The sequence below is a fragment of the Paenibacillus sp. T2-29 genome (assembly GCF_052921365.1).
In genome coordinates, this window is record NZ_JBREVE010000001.1 from 651,521 (window position 1) to 670,476 (window position 18,956).

The following is an 18,956-nucleotide window of genomic DNA, read 5'->3' on the forward strand; positions in this document are numbered from 1 at the left end:
TGGATGCTCGACAATCTCTCTCTCCAGCCCTAATTGAGCTAGTTCATCTTCGGAAAAGTACCGGACACTCTCTACCCCTGCCCTCAAATTACTCCAAAACTCAACGTGGTTTTTCGCACCCGGAAAAAGGGACGAGATTCCTATGATTGCGATGCTATCCTCATAATAATCAGGGTAGGATGGTTTATGTTTATCTTCCTTCGAGTCTATTCCCTGTGAAATGGTATTTTCAGTGGTATCTGTTTGTTCTGTTGCAGAAGCTGGGGCCTCGCCTTTTACTTTCATAATATAAGCACTAAGTTCCCTAATCGTTGGATACTTGAACAGTGCTGTCACCGAAATATCGCATTCCAGCTTGTCCTTGATCTTTCTAACCATCTCTGCGGCTGTAAAAGAATTTCCACCCACGTCGAAAAAGGCATCATCCGTACTTAGATGATCGACATCCAGAAGCTTTTTCCATATTGTTAAAACTTGATGTTCAACATCTGATTGTGGCAAATGGATTTTTCTTGTTGCTGTCGCCAGCTCGACCTTGCGACTCATTAATTCCTTCCGGTCTATTTTTCCATTCGGGGTCAATGGCAGCTTGTCTAGTTCGATAAAGAATGCTGGAATCATATAATAAGGCAAGAATGCTTTTAAATAATTTCGCACTTCTTTCGGGTCAAGTGAGGACTTCCCGAACTCGGAGTCGTTCCGCAAATAGTAGGCAACAAGTTGCTTATCCTCTCCTTGTTCCTTGGCAACCACGACGCATTCATCAATTCCTGGATATGTTCTGACCTGACCTTCAACTTCACTAAGCTCAATCCGAAAACCGCGAATTTTCACTTGATAATCCATCCGACCCAAATACTCAATAGAGCCGTCAGAAAGCCACTTGCATAAATCTCCAGTTCTATAGAGCTTAGTTCCGGGCTTGAATGGGTTGTCAATAAACTTTTCATCCGTAAGCACCGGCTGATTCAAATAACCTCTGGCCAAGCCACTGCCCGAAATGAAAAGCTCACCCGGAAGTCCAATAGGCACAGGTCTAAAGTGCTGATCCAAAATATAAATCTGAGTGTTGGCAATAGGCTTACCGATCGAAAGCGGCTTGTCGGCGGTAATCGTTTGAATTGTAGACCAAATTGTCGTCTCAGTCGGACCAAACATATTCCATGCGTCACCGTTGTTATGAACAAAATAAGATTTCAATGTTTCTGAAAGTGCTTCTCCGCCACAGAGCATTTTCATGTTCTCTTCGTTCTTCCAGCCAGCTTGAAAGAGCATGGTCCAAGTCACAGGGGTAGCCTGCATTATTGTCGGTTTTATTTTTTGTATCTCCTGCTTGAGTCTTTCGGCATCCTTGGCTTTTTCAGAACTGCAAACATAGCATTGAGCGCCTTTAATCAAAGGCAGGTATAATTCCAGTCCTGCGATGTCAAAGCAATACGTTGTCACTGCGAGCAGTTTGTCCTGCTCTGTTATGCCTGGCTTTTCTGCCATGGAAAGAAGAAAGTTGGTCAACGCTTTGTGCGGGATCATGACCCCTTTGGGTTTCCCTGTACTTCCAGAGGTATATATAACATATGCCAAATGGCTAGACTGCACTTCCCGTTTGAGTGTCTTTCTCCCCTTTACACTACTTGTCAGAAGATCCCAATCGTTATCAAGAACAATGCAGTTCACATTGCTCCCTGCCAGCCGAGACACTTTTTCCAACAATCCCGATTGCGTAATGACAAGGGCTACATTGGAATCCTGAAGCATATACTCCAATCGATCCTCTGGATAGTCCGGATCAAGTGGTACATAGGCTCCTCCTGCCAGAAGGATTCCCAACAGCCCAATGACCATTTCTAAAGACCGTTCCATGCAAATTCCTACCAGCGTATCAGGAGTCACGCCCTGATTTTGCAAATATATGGCGAGCAAAGTGCTCTTTTCTTTTAATTCCCGATAGGTAAGCGATTGTTCTTCATACACGACTGCAATAGCCTCAGGCGTTTTTCTTGCCTGTTTTATGAATAATTCGGGAAAGCATTTATCCGGATAACTCACTTCGGTTGCATTCCAGTCATAAAGGATGCTGTTCTTTTCCTCTTGCAATAGTACTGAATAGTCCTGCAGGGCCCCTGTAGGATTGCTCATTAGTGCTTCCGCTAATCCGATATAACGCTCAGCCATCTGTACAATAGTTGATTCATCGAACAAACCGGAACGGTATTTGATATTTAATGTCATCTCTTCTTCCTGCTCCAGCAGCTCCAATACCAGCTCATATTCACCTTCCTGGTGAATTTCTTCTACCAACTCAACGGTAAAGCTATCGCTATACGGCGCACAAAGCTGCTGCAAGCTTGAAGTTTGCAGGTAATTTTGGTAAGAAAAAACGGTTTGAAACACAGGCGAGCTCGCCAGCAGACGCGGCACATTTAATGCTCGAACCAGAGCCGGAAAAGGATAAGGAGCATGATCCATCCCATTGACTACGGTCATTTGCAATTTTTTCATGAAATCCAAGAATGTCTCTGTCTCCGACACTTTGCTGCGTATGGGAAGCATGTTGACAAAATATCCAATTAGTTGGTCAAAACGCTCCTCTGGTCGTACCATAACTGGCATACCAACGATGATATCTTCCTGTCTCGAATACTGGTTGAGCAATATCACATACATACCTAGCAAGACGGTAGACAAGCTCATATATTGCGTACGAGCAAAAGATTTTACCCGATTGACCCAATCAACTGGAAGCCGCTTGGTGTATGTTTGTCCTTCCATGCTCGGAGTCAGAAAACCTGAGCGGCTATATGGAAGCTCTAGAGTCGGTAAAGCACCCGACAACTGTTGCTTCCAATAGGAAAAATGCTTCTCCCCTTCTGCACTGGCCAGCATCGCTTGTTCCCATTCCACAAAATCATTATAGCTCGCGGCAGGTGGTAAAACGATCGGTCTATTTCCTCGTACCAAGTCTTTATATGCATCTAAAAAACTTTGAATAAAAAGGACGAAAGAACTACCATCAAAAATAATATGATGGATGACCACTAGTATGAAATGTTCTTGCTCGGACCTGGACATCAGATACACACGCATCATAGAGTCCTGTTCCAGCGCGAATGGCTGCTTTGCCTTGCTCCGAATAAAGGGCATGATTTCATCCGCTTTCAAGCTTGAAATATCCTCTACCTGCATATTGAACGGCTGAGCAGGCTCCAGCTTTTGATAAGGTGTCCCGTTTTCTTCTTCAATCACACTATTTAAAATAGGATATTGTTCTAAAACGGTGTGGAAAGCCTGTTTAACGTTCTCTATCTCCACTTTCGTATTAAATCGGAGACATATTGGTACATTGTAAGCATTGATTTCAGGAGACATTTTATGTAATAACCACAGTCCTTTTTGAACTTCAGAAAGTGGATTCCTTTGCAAACCGTGCAGGATTGTCTCGGTCTTGGCCTCTACAACCGGTTTATCTTTTTCAATCTTTTTGGCTAAATAAGCCGATAGTAGTTGAATCGTCGGGTATTCTAGAATTTCTCTTGCATTAACCTTGATCGGATAAGATTTTTCGATACCACGTATGAGCTTCATAACAAGAATGGAATCGATGCCGTAGCCGTGAATATTTTTATTCAAATCCATTGCCTCGGACTCCAGATTCAGTTCCCCATGCAAAAATTGCACCATATATTCCTGAATCTTCAGCTGTATCAACGAAACAGCGTTTATAGTAACATCCGTTTCTCCTATCTCTGAATGCGCTGTTGAGAGGGTACTCCGATATTGATAAAGCGCCCTAAGCTCTTGTTTGATATAGGCATTACGGCAGACCTTTCTTTGAATTTTCCCGCTCCCCGTTTTGGGAATACTACCCTTTGGCAGCAAATATATATCATATATCTCAAGTTGATGTGTCCCAGATACAGCGTTCAGCATGTTTTCAACCAGTCGTTTATATTCCTGCTGATGAAGAGGTGCTTCAATCTCCTGTACGACGATTACCTTTTCCTGACCATTGATTTCAGCGGAAAATACAGCGATAGGCAAGGTCAACTCCGGCATATTCTTTTGGATGGTCCATTCAATATCGACAGCATGATGATTTTTACCATGAATGATGATGACTTCCTTCTCTCTGCCGATGACATAGATATGATTGTCTGCAATAAAACCAAGGTCTCCTGTACGGAAAAAACCGTCTTCTTGTGTATTGGAAAGTACCGCCTCAAAAGTGCTGTCCGTTTCTTCCTTCCTGTTTAGATAGCCCTCTGCCGTCCGATCGGATTTAATCCAAATCTCGCCGATTTCCCCTGGTAGGCATTGCATATGACTTTCAGGATGAACAATCCGTATTTCTGTTGGAGCTTCGATTTCCCCGCAGCTGACAACGGTCTTTGATGGATTCTTCTCATCTGTGTATTGGACTCTTCTTTGCTCCAAGCTAGGAATATCCAAATTAAGAAATCTCATCGACTGGCCCGGTTTTACACTGGTAACAGGACACAGCTCAGACAAGCCCAGAAGAGGACAAAATATATCTTCTTTAAGCCCTAATGCCCGGAAATTATGAATGAAGTTTTCGTAACTCTCCTTCCGAATGGGCTCACCTGCACATATAATAGCTTGGAGATGGTGTAGAGAATATTCCTGTAGTGAAGCTATGTCCAAGGTGGAGCAGCAGTAATCGAATGCAAAGTTTGGCGCAGCCGTATGGGTAGCCTGATACTTGTCAATCATCTGAATCCAGTGCTCCGGATTTTTAGCAAAGCTTTCTGGTGGGAGAAGAATGCTTGAGGCACCATTGAATAGCGGTACCAAAATATTGTTTTGCAGTCCAAAAGCATGGAATTGCGGCATCCAGGACACGATACGGCTATTTTGGTCAATTCTCCATTGCTTAGCCTTAACCTGATTCATCAAACATCTATGGCTGAGAATTACGCCTTTAGGCAGGGATGTAGAGCCTGATGTGTACAGCAAAAGGGCCATATCTTCAGGTGCTGGCATTCTCATCTTCATATCTACGTGGGCGGCGCTCTTCTGAAAAATCTCATCAATATTTAGGATACGAAACGTTCTATACTCTGGTTGTGTTTGGAGAAAGGCTTTGAATGCAGTATTTGTTATGATACATACAGCCTCGGAATCTGTTTGAATAGGCTTTATTTTCTCAAGCATTTTTTCATCTGGCTCTGCTGCTGTAATGGGTGTAGGGATGGCTACGATGTTTGCATAAAAACATGCCAGCATGCTGCTGATATATCCCAGACCCTGTGGAAATACAAGAAGCGCTCTTTCCTGCGCGGCCAGTTCTTTCATTAGAATGTTGCCCAAAGTTTGCACTTGCAGCAAAAGCGTGGTTCCCGTAAGAACTTGAGGATGCTCTCCTTCATTTTCAAAAGTAAACAACTCTGTTTCAGGAAATTGCCGGCAAGTTTCCATAAAAGAAACGATCGGGATATTAAGGTCTGATCTTTGATCATGTTTACGTGTCATTCATCCACCAACTCCTCAAAACACAAAATTTAAATACAACATGAGCTAAATGCTTATCACGATGTCTATTTTGAGCTGCTGTTTCACGTTTGAAGCGTTGCCTAATCGAAAGTAGCAAAGAAAAAACGAGTGATGAGAAAGGCTATGTGCCCCTTTCACACTCGTTTCCAGATTCCCATGAACAACCGTAAAAGGCGTTCAACAAATCTCGATAAATTAATCTATAAAAAATTGTTATTTTCCAAACAGGTTGATAATTCGTTCTTTAACCTCGGCTTGATGAAAGGTCTTCTCATGCATAATCAGCTCTTGTTCTACGATTTTGGGAAGCTGAGCTCGGAGTGGAGCAACCAGATGATCCTTTAACGTGATTAATGAAAATCTGGGTTTTTCGGCAAGCTGTCTAGCAAGGTCCAACCCATAGCTCATCACTTCTTTGCGAGGCAGAACTGGAAACGGCACTCCCCGCTTCTCCAGTTCTGCACCTCGGTAATTCCCCCCATTTAACAGTAATTCTTCTCCCAGGCTGAACCCCAGTTTTTGGGGAATAATGAACGTCGCACCCATTCCCGGTGTGAATCCATATCTCATAAAATTAGTCGTGTACATACTTTCCTTGCTCAGGATCACGAAATCAGAAAATAGCCCCATGACAAAGCCCCCACCAACCGCATGTCCCTGCATGGCAGCTATCACTGGAACTTTGCAGTTCAATGCCAGAGAGTAAATATTTTCATCAGTAAACTTCGATGTCCCTTCATGTATAGCCAATAGTCCTTCTTGCGTCCCACCAGTGGCAAAGTAGTTGTCATACCCTGTTAGAATTACGACTTTGCAGGTCGAGTCATCCTGGATCGTATGGAACGCTTCTCTAAGTCCATGAGTCATTTCAAGTGTAAATGTATTTTTATGAACTCTATCTTGCATTGTTACTTGAATAATCCCTCGCTCGATCTCAAGTAACTCAACCACAGATTGTGACATGATGATCTACTTCCCCCTAAGCATCCCGTCTTGTGGCAAACGCCCATCAGTCCATCCACGGAAATTGACCTGTTTCGACATAGCGGAAAATGCCCTTAAGATTTTGAGCGTCTGAAAACACCTCTTGATTGGAAGCCAGCGCCAGTGGTTTGCACTGACGCAAATCGCTGAGTTCGTCCATAAAGCGCTTGTAGCGTAAAATACCCGTTTTGGACAATCGTCTAAGACGTAATAAATGCTTGCGCAGCACCGTATCGCTCTGTGCGTCATACACATCAACCAATCCCCATGAAAGGGCCTGTTGAACCATAATTGGCTGTGTCATTAATGTCAAATAATTCGCTTTTTGAAATCCAATTCTGCGTACTAAAAAGGGCAGAACACAAGCAGGGAAAAGCCCAAATAACAATTCCGACAGACTAAACTGTGCTGTCTGATCTGCTATCACAATGTCGCTGGCAGCAATAAATCCGATACCGCCAGCGTTTGCCTTTCCTCGCACATGAGAAATCGTGATATAGGGCCCCGTCGCCAGTTTTAACCACAGATCATACAGAGGTTCGGGATTCTGTGCATGCTCATGTTCATTTGTCATGTTTTCGTACATTCCTTGAAAATCCGCTCCAAGACAGAACACCTCCGGCAGACCTTCCAAAACGACGATCGTAACCGATTCCTCACACAGTGCAAGCACGTGCATGCATTCCTCAATGAGGATGTTATTAATCGTGTTATTTGCCTCCGGTCGGTAAAACCGTAAATAACAAATCGAATCTTGGAACCGAACCTGAATCGTTTGATAATTCATGATTCCCACCGATATTTGCGGTGGAATTCATAAATTTCTTCCAGATATAACCGCTGTCTCCCTTTCCCGGAATCAATCACTCCCGAAACCAATTGAAAATCCAGTTTGGTGTTGCGGGTTCCAAAGCGTACAGCACCGCTGCCTTTCAGCAAAGATTCATATTCATCCATGGATAATTGATAGCGATCATCCAAATTACGCTCGATCTCAAAACGACGCAGATACTCCTGGCCTTGCGGCATGACCACACCGCTATAAAATTCTGAGCAGCAGCCTGATCCATAGGAAAAACAACCAATCCGCTTCGGAGAATCAAATGTGCCCTTATCAATCGTGCCTGCCAAGGACAGGTACAAGGTCGCACCCATAATATTGCCGACTCGTTGGCAATACTCCAATCCTGGCTTGACACGTTGTAAATAATCCGCCTCAATCTCATTCGGTTTGGCCTGAGTCATCCTTCGCATCATTGTTCGATGCGCTCCTTTTACCATTCCACCGAATGGGGTATGGAAGGAAAGATACTGGAAGGTATCTTTATAATCCACCCCTTTTACCCGTTTCTGGTATTCCAGAAATGCTTGCTCGCAACAGTCCAGATAGGACATTAAAGACAAGTCCGCATCTCCGGCCTCGCTATCTGGTATCGGCCGGCAAGTATCCATCACCTCATAGCCATAATATCCATTAGCACCCGCATCAACTTGGAATATATGAGGATTTTCACTAATGAGCATAGCCACAGCTCCTGCCCCTCCGCTTGGTTCAGCGTAAGACCAATCCTCACTCAAAACATCCCCGCCTTCAGCGGCAATAAATCGTGAGATATCACTGGCAATGACAAGCGCTTTGGCCCCTGGCGAGACCTGGGATAAAATAAAATTCACCGCCATTTGGAATCCGGCAGTCCCCGAATAACAGGCTTGCTTGAGTTCAAATAGCCTGCAATTCCGATTCAGTCCCAAATAGTGGTGAATATATGTACTGATTGATTTACCAAAATCAATGCCTGATTCTGTACAGGTTATAAGCATTTCGATGCGGTTTTTTTCCGCTTCAGAGAGGGCGTCCACCAGCGGTTTTGCCGCATTGACTCCGAAGGTAACCGGATCTTCATAAGGCAGAGCAACAGCCTTTTCTTTCATTAATAAATTTTCAAATCTCGCAGGGTCCAACTGTCTGTGCTGCGCTAATTGCATGACATCCAGATAGGCTGAGCCCCCAAAAACGTTCATCGCCTCTATTCCTACCAATACCATAACGCTCCCCCCTTCTTAAATACCCGACTCACACTTTTGCATACAAATGGCAGTATTGATTCCGCCAAACCCCATGCTTAGGTTCATAGTATTATGAATAACTGCTGGAATGGGCTCATTTTTCACCCAGTTGCAATCCACTCCGATAGGCTTCTCCAAATTACGCGTAGGATGAAGTTTCGACTCCTTCATTTGTAAAAGAGTAGCAATAATTTCAACCGTTCCAGCCGCGCTCAGGCCATGACCGATAATGGATTTGGTTGCATTGATGTAAGCGTGCGATAAATTGCAATCCTGTATTGCCTTTATTTCGATCTCGTCCCCAACGACTGAGCCTGTCCCGTGGGGATTAATATAATCAATCTTTTCCGGCTGCAGCTTCGCTTTCTTCAAGGCCCGTTTAATCACCTGAACCTCGCCTTCATAAGAGGGATTGGGATTTCGATTCCGATCCATCCCCATGTCCCAGCCTGTAAGCTTTGCATAGGATTTCCCCTGACGCTTCATTGCAAAATCTGACCGCTCAATGACGATAACTCCGCAAGATTCCCCATATATGAACCCGTCGCGCATCTGATCAAAGGGGCGACAAGCCTTTGCCGGTTCATTAGCGTATCGGTCGCTTCCCATGGCCCCCAAGGATCGCAACGCCTGGCATTCCAAATACGAAATATCCATCAACGCCCCCATCGCAATGCACACATCAACCCGATTTGCTTGAATTGCCTCAATCGCTTGAATGATGGCGACTTGTCCGCTTGCGGAAGCCCCTCCGACAGTATACGCTAACCCTTGAATGCTGAATTGCTCGGTACATAGTCCGCATAAATCAGTATCCATAAAGGAAAGCCCATAGGTTGGAGGTACAAAGTGCATTTTTTCCCGATAAGCCTCATAGGTCTGAAATAATTCCCGTTGCTGAAAATTAGATCCTCCAATCACGAGCCCAATGCGGCTAGGGTCGACGTGATCCAGTTTAGCATCATCCCAGGCTTCTTGAAGGGTAACCATTGCCACCTGTCCTGAAAATGATGCGGTTCGTAACATTCGTTTGGATATGGACTCCGGATAAGATAGAGATGGCAGCTCCGCACCTATAAATGAAGCTTCTCCTTCTCTGCCGGGACGTTGCATAACTCCAAATGCATGTTGCCCTTTGAATAATGCCGAAGCAAAGGCCGTCTTCCCCTGACCAATCGCCGAAGTAACACCAATGCCCGTAATAACTAACTCAGGCTGTTTATAATTTGGCATAGAGCGCATCTGCCAATTCTCCTATATTTTTCACGCCAGATAACTCAACGCGCGGGATATTAAGAGATAATGCTTCCATAGTCTTCATTACAATTTCGGCTCGATCTACCGAATCCGCACCCAAATCTACCAAGCGATCGTCATACTGGAACTGGTGATCATTTAATTCCGGGAGCACTTCACAAATACAACCTTTAACGAGTTCAAACACTTCTTCTTTACGCATGTTTACCCTCCTAAAATTGGATTATCTACAAACAGCTTGGATGAAAAATCGAATTAAATTGCTCATACAATCGAGACATATTCATACTCCATTCCGTCTTCCTTGGCGCTACAATAGTAAAGATGTAGTTACCCAACCGATACGACTGGGCAGCATATTGTGGAAAGTGCGAAAATGTACTCTGAAAGCATCCACTTTTAAATCTGATCTCGTTAATTTCAAGCACTTGCAATGATGCTGCAAAACCGGTGCGCAATATTTTCGAAATCGCCTCCTTTACCGTCCAAGAAACCGTCAATAAAACAGAGTACTCCTCTACTCCCCGAACGGCTACGATTCTTTCCCTTTCTTCCATCGTCAACTGGCTTTCCATGGTCTTATTTCGGTTAGGACTTATCCTCTCAATATCAACCCCCATAGGATGCGCTTCTGGAAAAACAACAGCGGTCCCAATATCATCACAGTGGGCGATGCTCACTTGGTATCCAGGGGCGCCGGTAGTTCGAAGCAAGGGCTGGCCGAAAACACCTGTCTCCACGCTTATGTTGCTCAAGTTCGACTCACTCAACAGCAACGATGCTGCTTGTTTAGCACTTAGCCTGCCGAGCAGAAAGTTGGATTTTCGGCGCTGGAATAGCAGGCTCTCAAAGTAGCTACATTCATCTGAATGAAAAATCTCTGGATCGAGAGAAGCACCGGCATGACAAACTGCATGTACAAAACTTACAGCCGCCTTCATCACAGTATCTTCCCGCGTCAATATGAGCTGTTCCGTATACAAGACCACATGCATATCCCCCTATGAACAGGAAAGCCCAAACCAAAAAAAACCTTCAAATCCCTTAAGGGCTCTGAAAGCTTCCACATGGAGAAAAATATTCTCACAATTGTTCTATTTAAACTTTACTAATAATTTCTAAAGCTACGTTCACTAGTCTGATATCACCCATAAATTCTAACTGAATAACCGCCTGTCTTTTATGCCTGTCTATCTTCTTAACTATGCTGCTTCTTCCTTTAAGTGGTCCTTCTATGATACGTATATTGTCTCCTTCAATAATTCCAGTTGAGCATTCTATACAATATCTATCATTGCATAAACTCTCTAAAACTTGTCTCTCGCAATCTCGCATGGAGGCTTCTAACTTCGAATATCTCAATAAACGAATGATATCACTGGAAGTATAAATCATTGAATTTGTACTTGTTACGAACTGCAAGTCAGGTAAGTTGGACTCAATAAATACATAACTGGGGAACAAAGGTGCTAATTCTTTCTTGACTGTTCCTGCTACTTTAAAAAGTCTCTCTTGGATCGGTATAAATGGTTTGTAAACTTCAGAATCAAACCACTTATTAAAAAGTTGTTTAACCCTTTCTTCCCTACCCGTTCGCACAAAAAGCACATACCAATTCACTCCGCTCATCTCCTAACAAAACATACTGCCAAAATCAACTCCTATAATGTCCGCTGCCAGTATATGCATAGCTTCGCCCTTTCACTTATCCTGATTGATAAGCTACAATCTCTCACGATATGTCCCTCATCAGTGGTTAACGTGACCCGCCAGCGATTAACCGCAAACAAGTTCCTTTATTTTTCATATAATCATATAAATGGAATAGTATAATTCCATTATAATCCTCTGCCCAAACAGTGTCAATTGCCATTTTGGCAACACCCCAGTCTATCTTTAGGGGGGTGGATGCCCTATCCCCCTTTAGAACTCACCCTTTTTACCAACTCATTTGAAATTGAATAGACCTTTTTGGTTGGGACGCATTCTGAAATTAATAAACGGTTTCATACTCGTAAATTGAAAATAAATATTTTCATCCATAAGGTGACTGAGTGGGAAACCAGGTGCTTTACCATATGAATGAGCAGGATAAATTTGAATGGAGCTATCAACCTCTCGCTTTATTTTTTGAACGCTATGATATAAGTCTTTCGGATCTCCTCCATTCGGATCACAAAATCCACAACCTTCAATGAAAATGGTATCCCCCGTAAATAAGTGATTGGATAAAAGATAGCACACACTTCCCATGGTATGCCCAGGGGTCAGAAGACTTATAATTTCTGTTTCTCCAAGTTTGATAAAGTCCCCATCTTTAATAGGATGTAAATTTTTACATCTAAAATGGTAATAATCGATTTCTTGTATTGACATGAATACGTGCGGTCTATACTTTTCCAGGAGCGGATTTACCAAATTAACATGATCTAAATGTGAATGGGTTAATAAAATGGCTCTTAGATTACCATTCAACTGTCGAAGATATGACTCTATTTTTAATATATCCCATGACGGATCGACAATGGCAATGTCTCCTGTTTTTTTATCCATTACAATATATACATAGTTAATAAAATTCATAAAACGGACTCTTAACTGTTCCATATGGTATGTCAGACTCATATCAGCTTTACTGAACCCACCTTCCATGGCCAAATCAAAATTTGTGCGTAAAATTCACTGTTCAAATGCGGCTGAATTGATCTGCATCACTACGCGTTTCCTATGCTGCAATCTTTGCTAAGAGTCCCTGAATAACAAGCATTCCTGCGCTTTTCGGGATCATTCTTGTCTCCGATGGTCTCTCTGTAAAAAGTTGCTGTACCAACGATTATAGCAACTTATGCAATAGAAGGGCTTTGACTCTCTGTTACAAGATTTTGCACTTTAAAGTCGAAAAAGCTGCACTGAAAAGGTCGTAAGGCCCAGTATTACGTAACCAAAAAAATACCGCCCTACGACGGTATTTTTGGTTTCTCTTAATATGAACACTATTATTCACACTTTCATAAACTACTAATACAAAATACATTTTTTACGGAAAGAGAGTTGTTTAAATGAAACCTAAAAAAGCTGGAAAAAGTACAACTACTGTCCGTAGAGGGATGAATAGATCCCCTATACAATCTCACACATTGAAGAAGAAAAAAATTTTGCCTACCCAGGCTGTTGTTAGAAACGGTGGCTTTGAAGATCAAGATTTGACACCTTGGATTGCAAACGTCAGCAACGTGACAGGTCAAATCTTTATTACCAGAACCAACCCGCACAGTGGCAATCAAGCCGTCAGAATCTCAGCTAACCCGGGGCACAGCGTCTCGCTTAGACAAACGATTTCCGATCTGAGTAGAGGAAGAAGATACCGTGTGACCTTCTGGGTACGTAATTTGATCAGGCCTTTTGGCGGTCGGCTTCAAATTAGTCTAGGAGAGCAAACCTACACAATTCAGCTAAACTCGCTACCTTCATCACAATATGAGAGAGTCTCCCGTACCTTCTCAATCTCAGGGAATTCGGGGACAGTCTCTAGAGATTTAGTGTTCCGTGTTACAGCGCAGGATGCTTTTGCCACCATTCTTTTGGATGATGTATCAATATCCAGATTAAGATAACAAATCACTTGGTGGCATAATTATCCTTACAAAACACAAAACTAAACTGGATTTTTATAGCATGTAATTTACCAAAATAACAACGCCTCCTCCGCATACTAACGGTAAGGCGCTTCGTTGGTCCTGTGTACCTACGGATTGCTCCATTACAGCTACACAGGACCTAGCGTTATTTTCATCTGATTAACACTGATGAGATCGAGATAAAACATGAAATGCCGAGATAATCTATACAAAACACTAGAGTCTGTCCCCAATAAAAAGAGCAGAAGGATTAATTCCTTACTGCTCTTTTTGCCTTCTATTAAATACAAAATCATTATCCGCCGACCACTAGATTAGCGGGTAGTATCTTTTGCCGTATGTGTTGTCCTACCTCATGCCACTATCATTTATTGTACATTTTAATCTGATTTCTATCCTTCAACGCATCCTGGGAAAAAGCCAGTTTATTATGAACCGTGATAATTATTCTGAAATTAAAAAATGATACACCGTATACATTCTTAATGACTCTCTTGGTTCTGAATAAACTTGGTCTATTTTTTTATGAATAGCACCTTAGGCTTAAACTGTTCCATCCGTTCCTGCTCCTCACTATGAATTAACAGGACATGGTTATGAAGAAAAATTCGTGATAATATGTATGTTACAGTAAGTAGATATGAATTAATTGTTTGGAGGGATAATTTTGACTAAAATTCACCAAAAGTTGACAGAGTTAATTGGAAATACTCCTTTGTTAGCACTGTTAAACTATAGCCAAATCCAAAATATTGAGGCAAACGTGGTAGCAAAGTTGGAATATCTCAATCCGGCTGGTAGCGTTAAGGACCGCATTGGATATGCTATGATTAAAGACGCTGAGGAGAAAGGCTTAATCAATAAAGACTCCATTATTATCGAGCCGACAAGTGGCAATACTGGAATCGGACTTGCATTTGCGGCTGCGGCTCTTGGATACAAACTTATAATTACACTTCCTGAAACGTTTAGTATCGAACGTCGCAAGCTTTTGACTGCGTTCGGTGCTGAGCTTGTGTTAACACCGGGAACCGAGGGGATGAGAGGCGCTATCAAGCGTGCTGAGCTCTTGGCTGCCGAAACACCAAACTCTTTCATACCACAGCAGTTTAGCAATCCTGCCAATCCAGAAATTCATCGCAAAACTACAGCTGTGGAAATCTGGGATGATACGGACGGCGGTGTAGATATTTTTATCGCGGGCGTAGGTACAGGTGGAACTATTTCGGGCGTTGGACAGGCATTGAAGGAACGAAAACCTTCTGTAAAAGTGATAGCCGTCGAACCGTTCGATTCACCAGTGCTGTCTGGCGGTACTCCAGGTTCACATCAACTACAAGGACTCGGTGCTGGTTTCATTCCAAATAACTTTAATGAAGAATATGTAGATGAGGTTTTTAAAGTTAAAAACGAAGATGCGTTTGAAACTGCTCGCCTGCTTGCCAAAACAGAAGGGCTGCTTGTTGGTATTTCTTCTGGGGCTGCGGTTTATGCAGCAACACAAATTGCGAAACTTCCAGAAAACAAAGGCAAGATGATCGTGGTCATATTACCTGATACAGGTGAGCGTTATTTGTCCACTCCGCTTTTCTCAGACGTAGAATTATAAAACTCCGAAGGCAGGGATCCCCCTGCCTCTTTTGTTAATTTTCCAGCCACATATAGGATTTTTCTTTTTTTAGTTAATTAGCTAAAACACTAGCATCAAATGCTCCTAGAAAGACTTCAATTTGAATTTTCGTAGGTAAGGCGGATAAAAACATTTCTTGTTTGTTGGATAACGTCAGTAGAATATTTACTCCTCTTAGATTTTTGCTAGATACTTGCTGAAATGATACCCTCCAACTTGATCAAACTAAAATTATCCTCGCCACGAAACAGTTTTACTTCCCTACGAGCAGTATTTATAGACGTGATTACACCTGTGAGTTCTTCGTCATCGAACGGGCTAAAAACCACCAATGTTATAGGTTGACATGTGTTGTAGGACTCTATAAGCGCTTGCTCGATCAACTGGGCTTCCTGATCGTCAAGTTCCGGCTTGCCTCCCCGCTGACGGTCTTTCATGAGTTTTAAGTACACTTCCTTGTGTTCTGGTATGATAATCCGACTGCTTTCCCACAAGCCATTACCTTCACTGAACAACGTATACTCTTAATGGCTTAATGCAGCAGCGAATAGTTCTACATCCGACTTTAACACTTTATATGTATGGTTCATGCTATTCACCTCAGAATAGGCATTTGCTGGATTGGCGTAGTATTCCTTTAACGACAGAAAAAGACTTGCCACTTATCCAGCGAGCCTTAATTTTAAGTTTAATGCAACGGAGCCAGATCCCAATCCGTCTGTAAATCGGCGCCAAACTGTCTTATTGCTTCTTTAGTAGCAAAAAGGAAGAAGTCTTGTTGGGAACCGTAAAAATTCAGCTGATATAGAGTACCCGAGTCAAGTTTTTCCCAGCTTAACTCATAAAGGTCTTTCTCGAATGAGGAGTAGAATCCATTCAAACTTTCTACGGGAAATTGCGAGGTTGCTTCAATATAATTCTTAAGTGTGATATTGGTCCACCCAAAATCCAAATCATATACCTTTCTATTTGTTTTAAAGTATTTGAAATTGAGCTGACAACCTTCACGTTCACCTGGGATATGATATTTGAATGTAAATTCAACCCATGTTCCTTCTTCATTTTTGTCTTTAAGAATAGCCATTGTTTTCTCCTCTTTATTTAAAATTCCACATAGACTTAAACCAACGCTTTTTCACATTTACTCGGTAATTAATAGTGTCCTTACCGTTATCGCTATAAATTGTGATTACATCTTTCGCACTATTATCCAAAATGGCCAGGCGGACATTACAGATACTAAGAATAAAGCACCTAACGATTATGTAGATATGCCTTAATGGTATATGGAGGAACTGGTCGTCCATGTTAAAAACATGCGTAAACTAAGGTTTGAGGCAAAGGCAAATGGGATATGAAGAAGGCGGGGATCGGAACTTTATTTTTCACTCAGGTACAGGGAAACCTATTACCATAAAACGCCATCCCAGCAGTGGAAAAACAAGTGTGAGGGGCACGACTTCCGTAATGCATCACTTCATGGTCTCCGCCATACAAATGCAACGTATTTGCTGGGTCAGGGAACATCCATCAAGGAGCTTCAACATCGATCGCAACATTCCACTCCACATCTCAGGTGACTTCAGATAACTATGCTCACGTCACCAAGAAGCTCCGTCGTAAAACGACAGCACACCTTGACGTCTTCGATCCAAAAGTTCGTCCCCAATCCGTCCCCAAAAGCGAAAAGGCGCTCGCTCCCTGTGATATGAGTGTTATGGTCTCAATTACTAAAAAAGCAAAAAACCCTTGAATATCAAGGGTTTCATGCAACAAAACTGATATGCCGAGGACCGGGATCGAACCGGTACGGTAGTCACCTACCGCAGGATTTTAAGTCACTTACGATTAGTAAGCTCGTGAAAACCGCGCTGTATCAACGTTTTACACCGATTATATACGTTAAATTGACGACAAGTACCCGAGGACCTCACCGTTCATTTATGCGTGATGTGATTTTGTAGGCTCCCGCTCCTGTGCGGTTGCTACCGTTATATTATACGGTAAATATTTCCGGTATACAAGCGCCCTTAAACGAAGAAAAAGCGCCCGCCCACGGATCATAACCGTAGACGAGCGCTTTATAATTTTCGGAGGTTTATTTTGATACGCGGATTGTTTTCGCACCAGATTCCGGGCCGCGCGAGGGGGGCGCTTGGGGGTACGGCCCTCGCTATCTCCACGCAAAAACACGCTTATTCATTCGCTTTTGATATCGTAAATAAGCGTTATTTTCGATCGGACACATGCTGCCATACGTGCCATCCGTCCGTCTTTTATGCAGCGGATATTCACGGACATGTGTACAAAATACATATGTTTTGTGCATATGTCTGCGCTCGGAACCCGCGCCGTTATGCGGTTGATGCCGCGCTGCATAAACGTACCCTATGCACTGTATATACATTACCAGCGTATACTCCGTATAAATCCCGCAGCTACGCGGCTTTACGCCATGTCCGGCCACCTACCCGCTGGTAGCGTATGCAGTGAAATGCGCTGGTTCTTTCGGCCATTATGCATAACGTATGCAGCCGGAATGTATAGCGTAAATCCGTCATACCCGAAAGTTTCCGTAGCTATAAAACCGCGAAACTCCGCGCCCTAACTGGACCTTCAGCTATTAGCACGCTTTCGTATCCGAAAAATTCCGAAGGGGCCACGCGTCAGGAGGCTCGTGTAGGAAAATTCGCTATAAAGTACACTTTTGGGACGCGATAAACAGCCGCGAAAGCCCTATATACCGCTGATATAACGCCATGACACCCGATTTCGCATACGGTATGAATCCGAACCGACTCGCAGCTTAAATAAGGCCGAGCATCCGGCATCTCTCCGTGAGTTCATCCGCTGAAAGCGCGAGCCAATCTACCGCACTCCTATGTCGTCGACGTATTGCGGATATAAACCCTCGGTGTACCTTCTCGTATTCTTTATTAAAATCCTCACGCTGCCTCCAGCGGAACAGTGTCCGCCTATCCACTCCGCATAGGGACGCAATCTCATCCATCGTGTCGTGTACACCCTTGCGCGCTAGCATTTCGATTGCAAGCCTATGGCGCTCGTCAAGCGGTGGTCGTGCCCGTCTTTTGCGCTTCTTATTCGCCATTGTAACGCAACTCCTTCCGTATGTAAAAAGGGCGATCCGTAGCCCGCCCGTTATTAAATTCGGCCATGTTCGTAGCTCCTTTACGTGAAATTAACGTAAGGGCGTGCGGAGTTTGCCCGCATCAGGCGTTCCCAAACGGGAATAAGACCGCGCGACGGCGGCCCTTTCAGTTACTCTACGTTTCTCTTGCTGAATGGAATACCAATGGCTAGCTACTAATGCCATACACGCTTATCTGTCGCTGGGTCACAACTTTCCGAAGACGACTTATTCCCAGTCGGCTCCGAATGAAGCGAAAAGGTACGATGCAGCGAAAGTTGCCGATTCTATGAACATCGAGATGCCTAGCCCGTAATAGATAGGCTGCGAGCCCGTTAGAATAGTATTTTCAGACTGAATAACGAGTTTGTTACCACAAATGAGTACCGCATGATCCTGTACTCTTTGTGCGCCGTCAAAAATATGCACTCTTCTTATGCAACTACTAACGTCTGAGTAACCTAGAATAAAGACGCGTGTAAGTTTCGGGCGAACGCCGTTAAGAAGTACCGGCGAGGGCATCGGAGCGTGAAACCATTGGTTGGTACCTCTTCTAAGGCGTACCTGTGTTCCAAAACCAAGGCGAGTATTTTGGTCGAGCAATTCTGGTGTTTCGGGTACGACCGAATTGCCATGGGTCCACATCGCGGTAATTGCCATAGTTTTCCTCCCAGTTGTAGGAATTTGCCTTTTCGATTTAACAATATTCCGTTAAACATAATAT

General features: G+C 43.3%; 15 protein-coding genes (1 of these 15 cut by a window edge). 2 read left to right on the forward strand and 13 right to left on the reverse strand.

Features of this window, described 5'->3' with window-relative positions:
- The 9 genes from ACU1JV_RS03260 to ACU1JV_RS03300 all read right to left on the reverse strand — a co-directional run.
- Positions 1–5,487: the start of an amino acid adenylation domain-containing protein gene (locus ACU1JV_RS03260; RefSeq protein WP_413986631.1), read on the reverse strand. 5,646 nt of this gene lie to the left of the window's left edge; only the first 5,487 of its 11,133 coding nucleotides appear in the window; the start codon lies at positions 5,485–5,487; the stop codon falls past the left edge of the window.
- A 234-nt stretch (positions 5,488–5,721) separates the two neighbouring features.
- Positions 5,722–6,471, reverse strand: a complete 750-nt coding sequence (locus ACU1JV_RS03265) for a polyketide synthase (RefSeq protein WP_064962171.1) — start codon at positions 6,469–6,471, stop codon at positions 5,722–5,724.
- Between the two features lie 46 nt (positions 6,472–6,517).
- Complete coding sequence (locus ACU1JV_RS03270; protein WP_040103364.1) at positions 6,518–7,279, reverse strand: enoyl-CoA hydratase/isomerase; 762 nt, start codon at positions 7,277–7,279, stop codon at positions 6,518–6,520.
- Positions 7,276–8,538, reverse strand: coding sequence for a hydroxymethylglutaryl-CoA synthase family protein (locus tag ACU1JV_RS03275; RefSeq protein ID WP_013371938.1), 1,263 nt, complete (start codon positions 8,536–8,538; stop codon positions 7,276–7,278). Before ACU1JV_RS03275 ends, ACU1JV_RS03270 begins: the two co-directional genes overlap by 4 nt.
- A 15-nt stretch (positions 8,539–8,553) precedes the next feature.
- Positions 8,554–9,801, reverse strand: coding sequence for a beta-ketoacyl synthase N-terminal-like domain-containing protein (locus ACU1JV_RS03280; RefSeq protein ID WP_040103362.1), 1,248 nt, complete (start codon positions 9,799–9,801; stop codon positions 8,554–8,556).
- Positions 9,779–10,018: an acyl carrier protein gene (locus ACU1JV_RS03285; protein ID WP_013371940.1), complete on the reverse strand. Its 240-nt coding sequence runs from the start codon at positions 10,016–10,018 to the stop codon at positions 9,779–9,781. Before ACU1JV_RS03285 ends, ACU1JV_RS03280 begins: the two co-directional genes overlap by 23 nt.
- A gap of 25 nt (positions 10,019–10,043) precedes the next feature.
- Entirely contained in the window at positions 10,044–10,805 is a 762-nt protein-coding gene (locus ACU1JV_RS03290) for a 4'-phosphopantetheinyl transferase family protein (protein ID WP_040103361.1), read from the reverse strand.
- 109 nt (positions 10,806–10,914) lie between these two features.
- Positions 10,915–11,436 carry an antiterminator LoaP gene (gene loaP, locus ACU1JV_RS03295; RefSeq protein ID WP_013371942.1) on the reverse strand — a complete coding sequence of 174 codons (522 nt, stop codon included), beginning with the start codon at positions 11,434–11,436 and terminating at the stop codon, positions 10,915–10,917.
- A 327-nt stretch (positions 11,437–11,763) separates the two neighbouring features.
- Entirely contained in the window at positions 11,764–12,399 is a 636-nt protein-coding gene (locus ACU1JV_RS03300) for an MBL fold metallo-hydrolase (protein ID WP_040103360.1), read from the reverse strand.
- A 572-nt stretch (positions 12,400–12,971) separates the two neighbouring features.
- Between ACU1JV_RS03300 and ACU1JV_RS03305 the strand changes: the two genes are divergently transcribed.
- Positions 12,972–13,430 carry a carbohydrate binding domain-containing protein gene (locus tag ACU1JV_RS03305; protein ID WP_225683669.1) on the forward strand — a complete coding sequence of 153 codons (459 nt, stop codon included), beginning with the start codon at positions 12,972–12,974 and terminating at the stop codon, positions 13,428–13,430.
- 691 nt (positions 13,431–14,121) lie between these two features.
- Positions 14,122–15,063, forward strand: coding sequence for a cysteine synthase A (gene cysK / locus ACU1JV_RS03310; RefSeq protein ID WP_013371947.1), 942 nt, complete (start codon positions 14,122–14,124; stop codon positions 15,061–15,063).
- Between the two features lie 206 nt (positions 15,064–15,269).
- Here cysK and ACU1JV_RS03315 read toward each other — a convergent pair whose 3' ends face one another.
- From ACU1JV_RS03315 to ACU1JV_RS03330, 4 genes are all read right to left on the reverse strand, one after another.
- Positions 15,270–15,599, reverse strand: a complete 330-nt coding sequence (locus ACU1JV_RS03315; protein ID WP_165079620.1) for a YolD-like family protein — start codon at positions 15,597–15,599, stop codon at positions 15,270–15,272.
- Positions 15,600–15,772: 173 nt separating this feature from the next.
- Positions 15,773–16,168 (reverse strand): hypothetical protein, encoded by a 396-nt coding sequence (locus ACU1JV_RS03320; protein WP_413986632.1) that lies wholly within the window; start codon positions 16,166–16,168, stop codon positions 15,773–15,775.
- Between the two features lie 1,722 nt (positions 16,169–17,890).
- Positions 17,891–18,193, reverse strand: a complete 303-nt coding sequence (locus tag ACU1JV_RS03325; protein ID WP_413986633.1) for a phBC6A51 family helix-turn-helix protein — start codon at positions 18,191–18,193, stop codon at positions 17,891–17,893.
- A 267-nt stretch (positions 18,194–18,460) separates the two neighbouring features.
- The gene (locus ACU1JV_RS03330; RefSeq protein WP_413986634.1) at positions 18,461–18,892 is read right to left on the reverse strand and encodes a DUF6623 family protein; all 432 of its coding nucleotides are present in this window, start codon (positions 18,890–18,892) and stop codon (positions 18,461–18,463) included.
- Between the last annotated feature and the right edge of the window lie 64 nt (positions 18,893–18,956).

Coding starts and splice junctions, on each gene's coding strand:
- ACU1JV_RS03265 (WP_064962171.1), bottom strand. CDS start 6,471: ATGTCACAATCTGTGGTTGAGTTACTTGAGATCGAGCGAGGGATTATT.
- ACU1JV_RS03270 (WP_040103364.1), bottom strand. CDS start 7,279: ATGAATTATCAAACGATTCAGGTTCGGTTCCAAGATTCGATTTGTTAT.
- ACU1JV_RS03275 (WP_013371938.1), bottom strand. CDS start 8,538: ATGGTATTGGTAGGAATAGAGGCGATGAACGTTTTTGGGGGCTCAGCC.
- ACU1JV_RS03280 (WP_040103362.1), bottom strand. CDS start 9,801: ATGCGCTCTATGCCAAATTATAAACAGCCTGAGTTAGTTATTACGGGC.
- ACU1JV_RS03285 (WP_013371940.1), bottom strand. CDS start 10,018: ATGCGTAAAGAAGAAGTGTTTGAACTCGTTAAAGGTTGTATTTGTGAA.
- ACU1JV_RS03300 (WP_040103360.1), bottom strand. CDS start 12,399: ATGAATTTTATTAACTATGTATATATTGTAATGGATAAAAAAACAGGA.
- ACU1JV_RS03320 (WP_413986632.1), bottom strand. CDS start 16,168: ATGGCTATTCTTAAAGACAAAAATGAAGAAGGAACATGGGTTGAATTT.
- ACU1JV_RS03325 (WP_413986633.1), bottom strand. CDS start 18,193: ATGGCGAATAAGAAGCGCAAAAGACGGGCACGACCACCGCTTGACGAG.
- ACU1JV_RS03330 (WP_413986634.1), bottom strand. CDS start 18,892: ATGGCAATTACCGCGATGTGGACCCATGGCAATTCGGTCGTACCCGAA.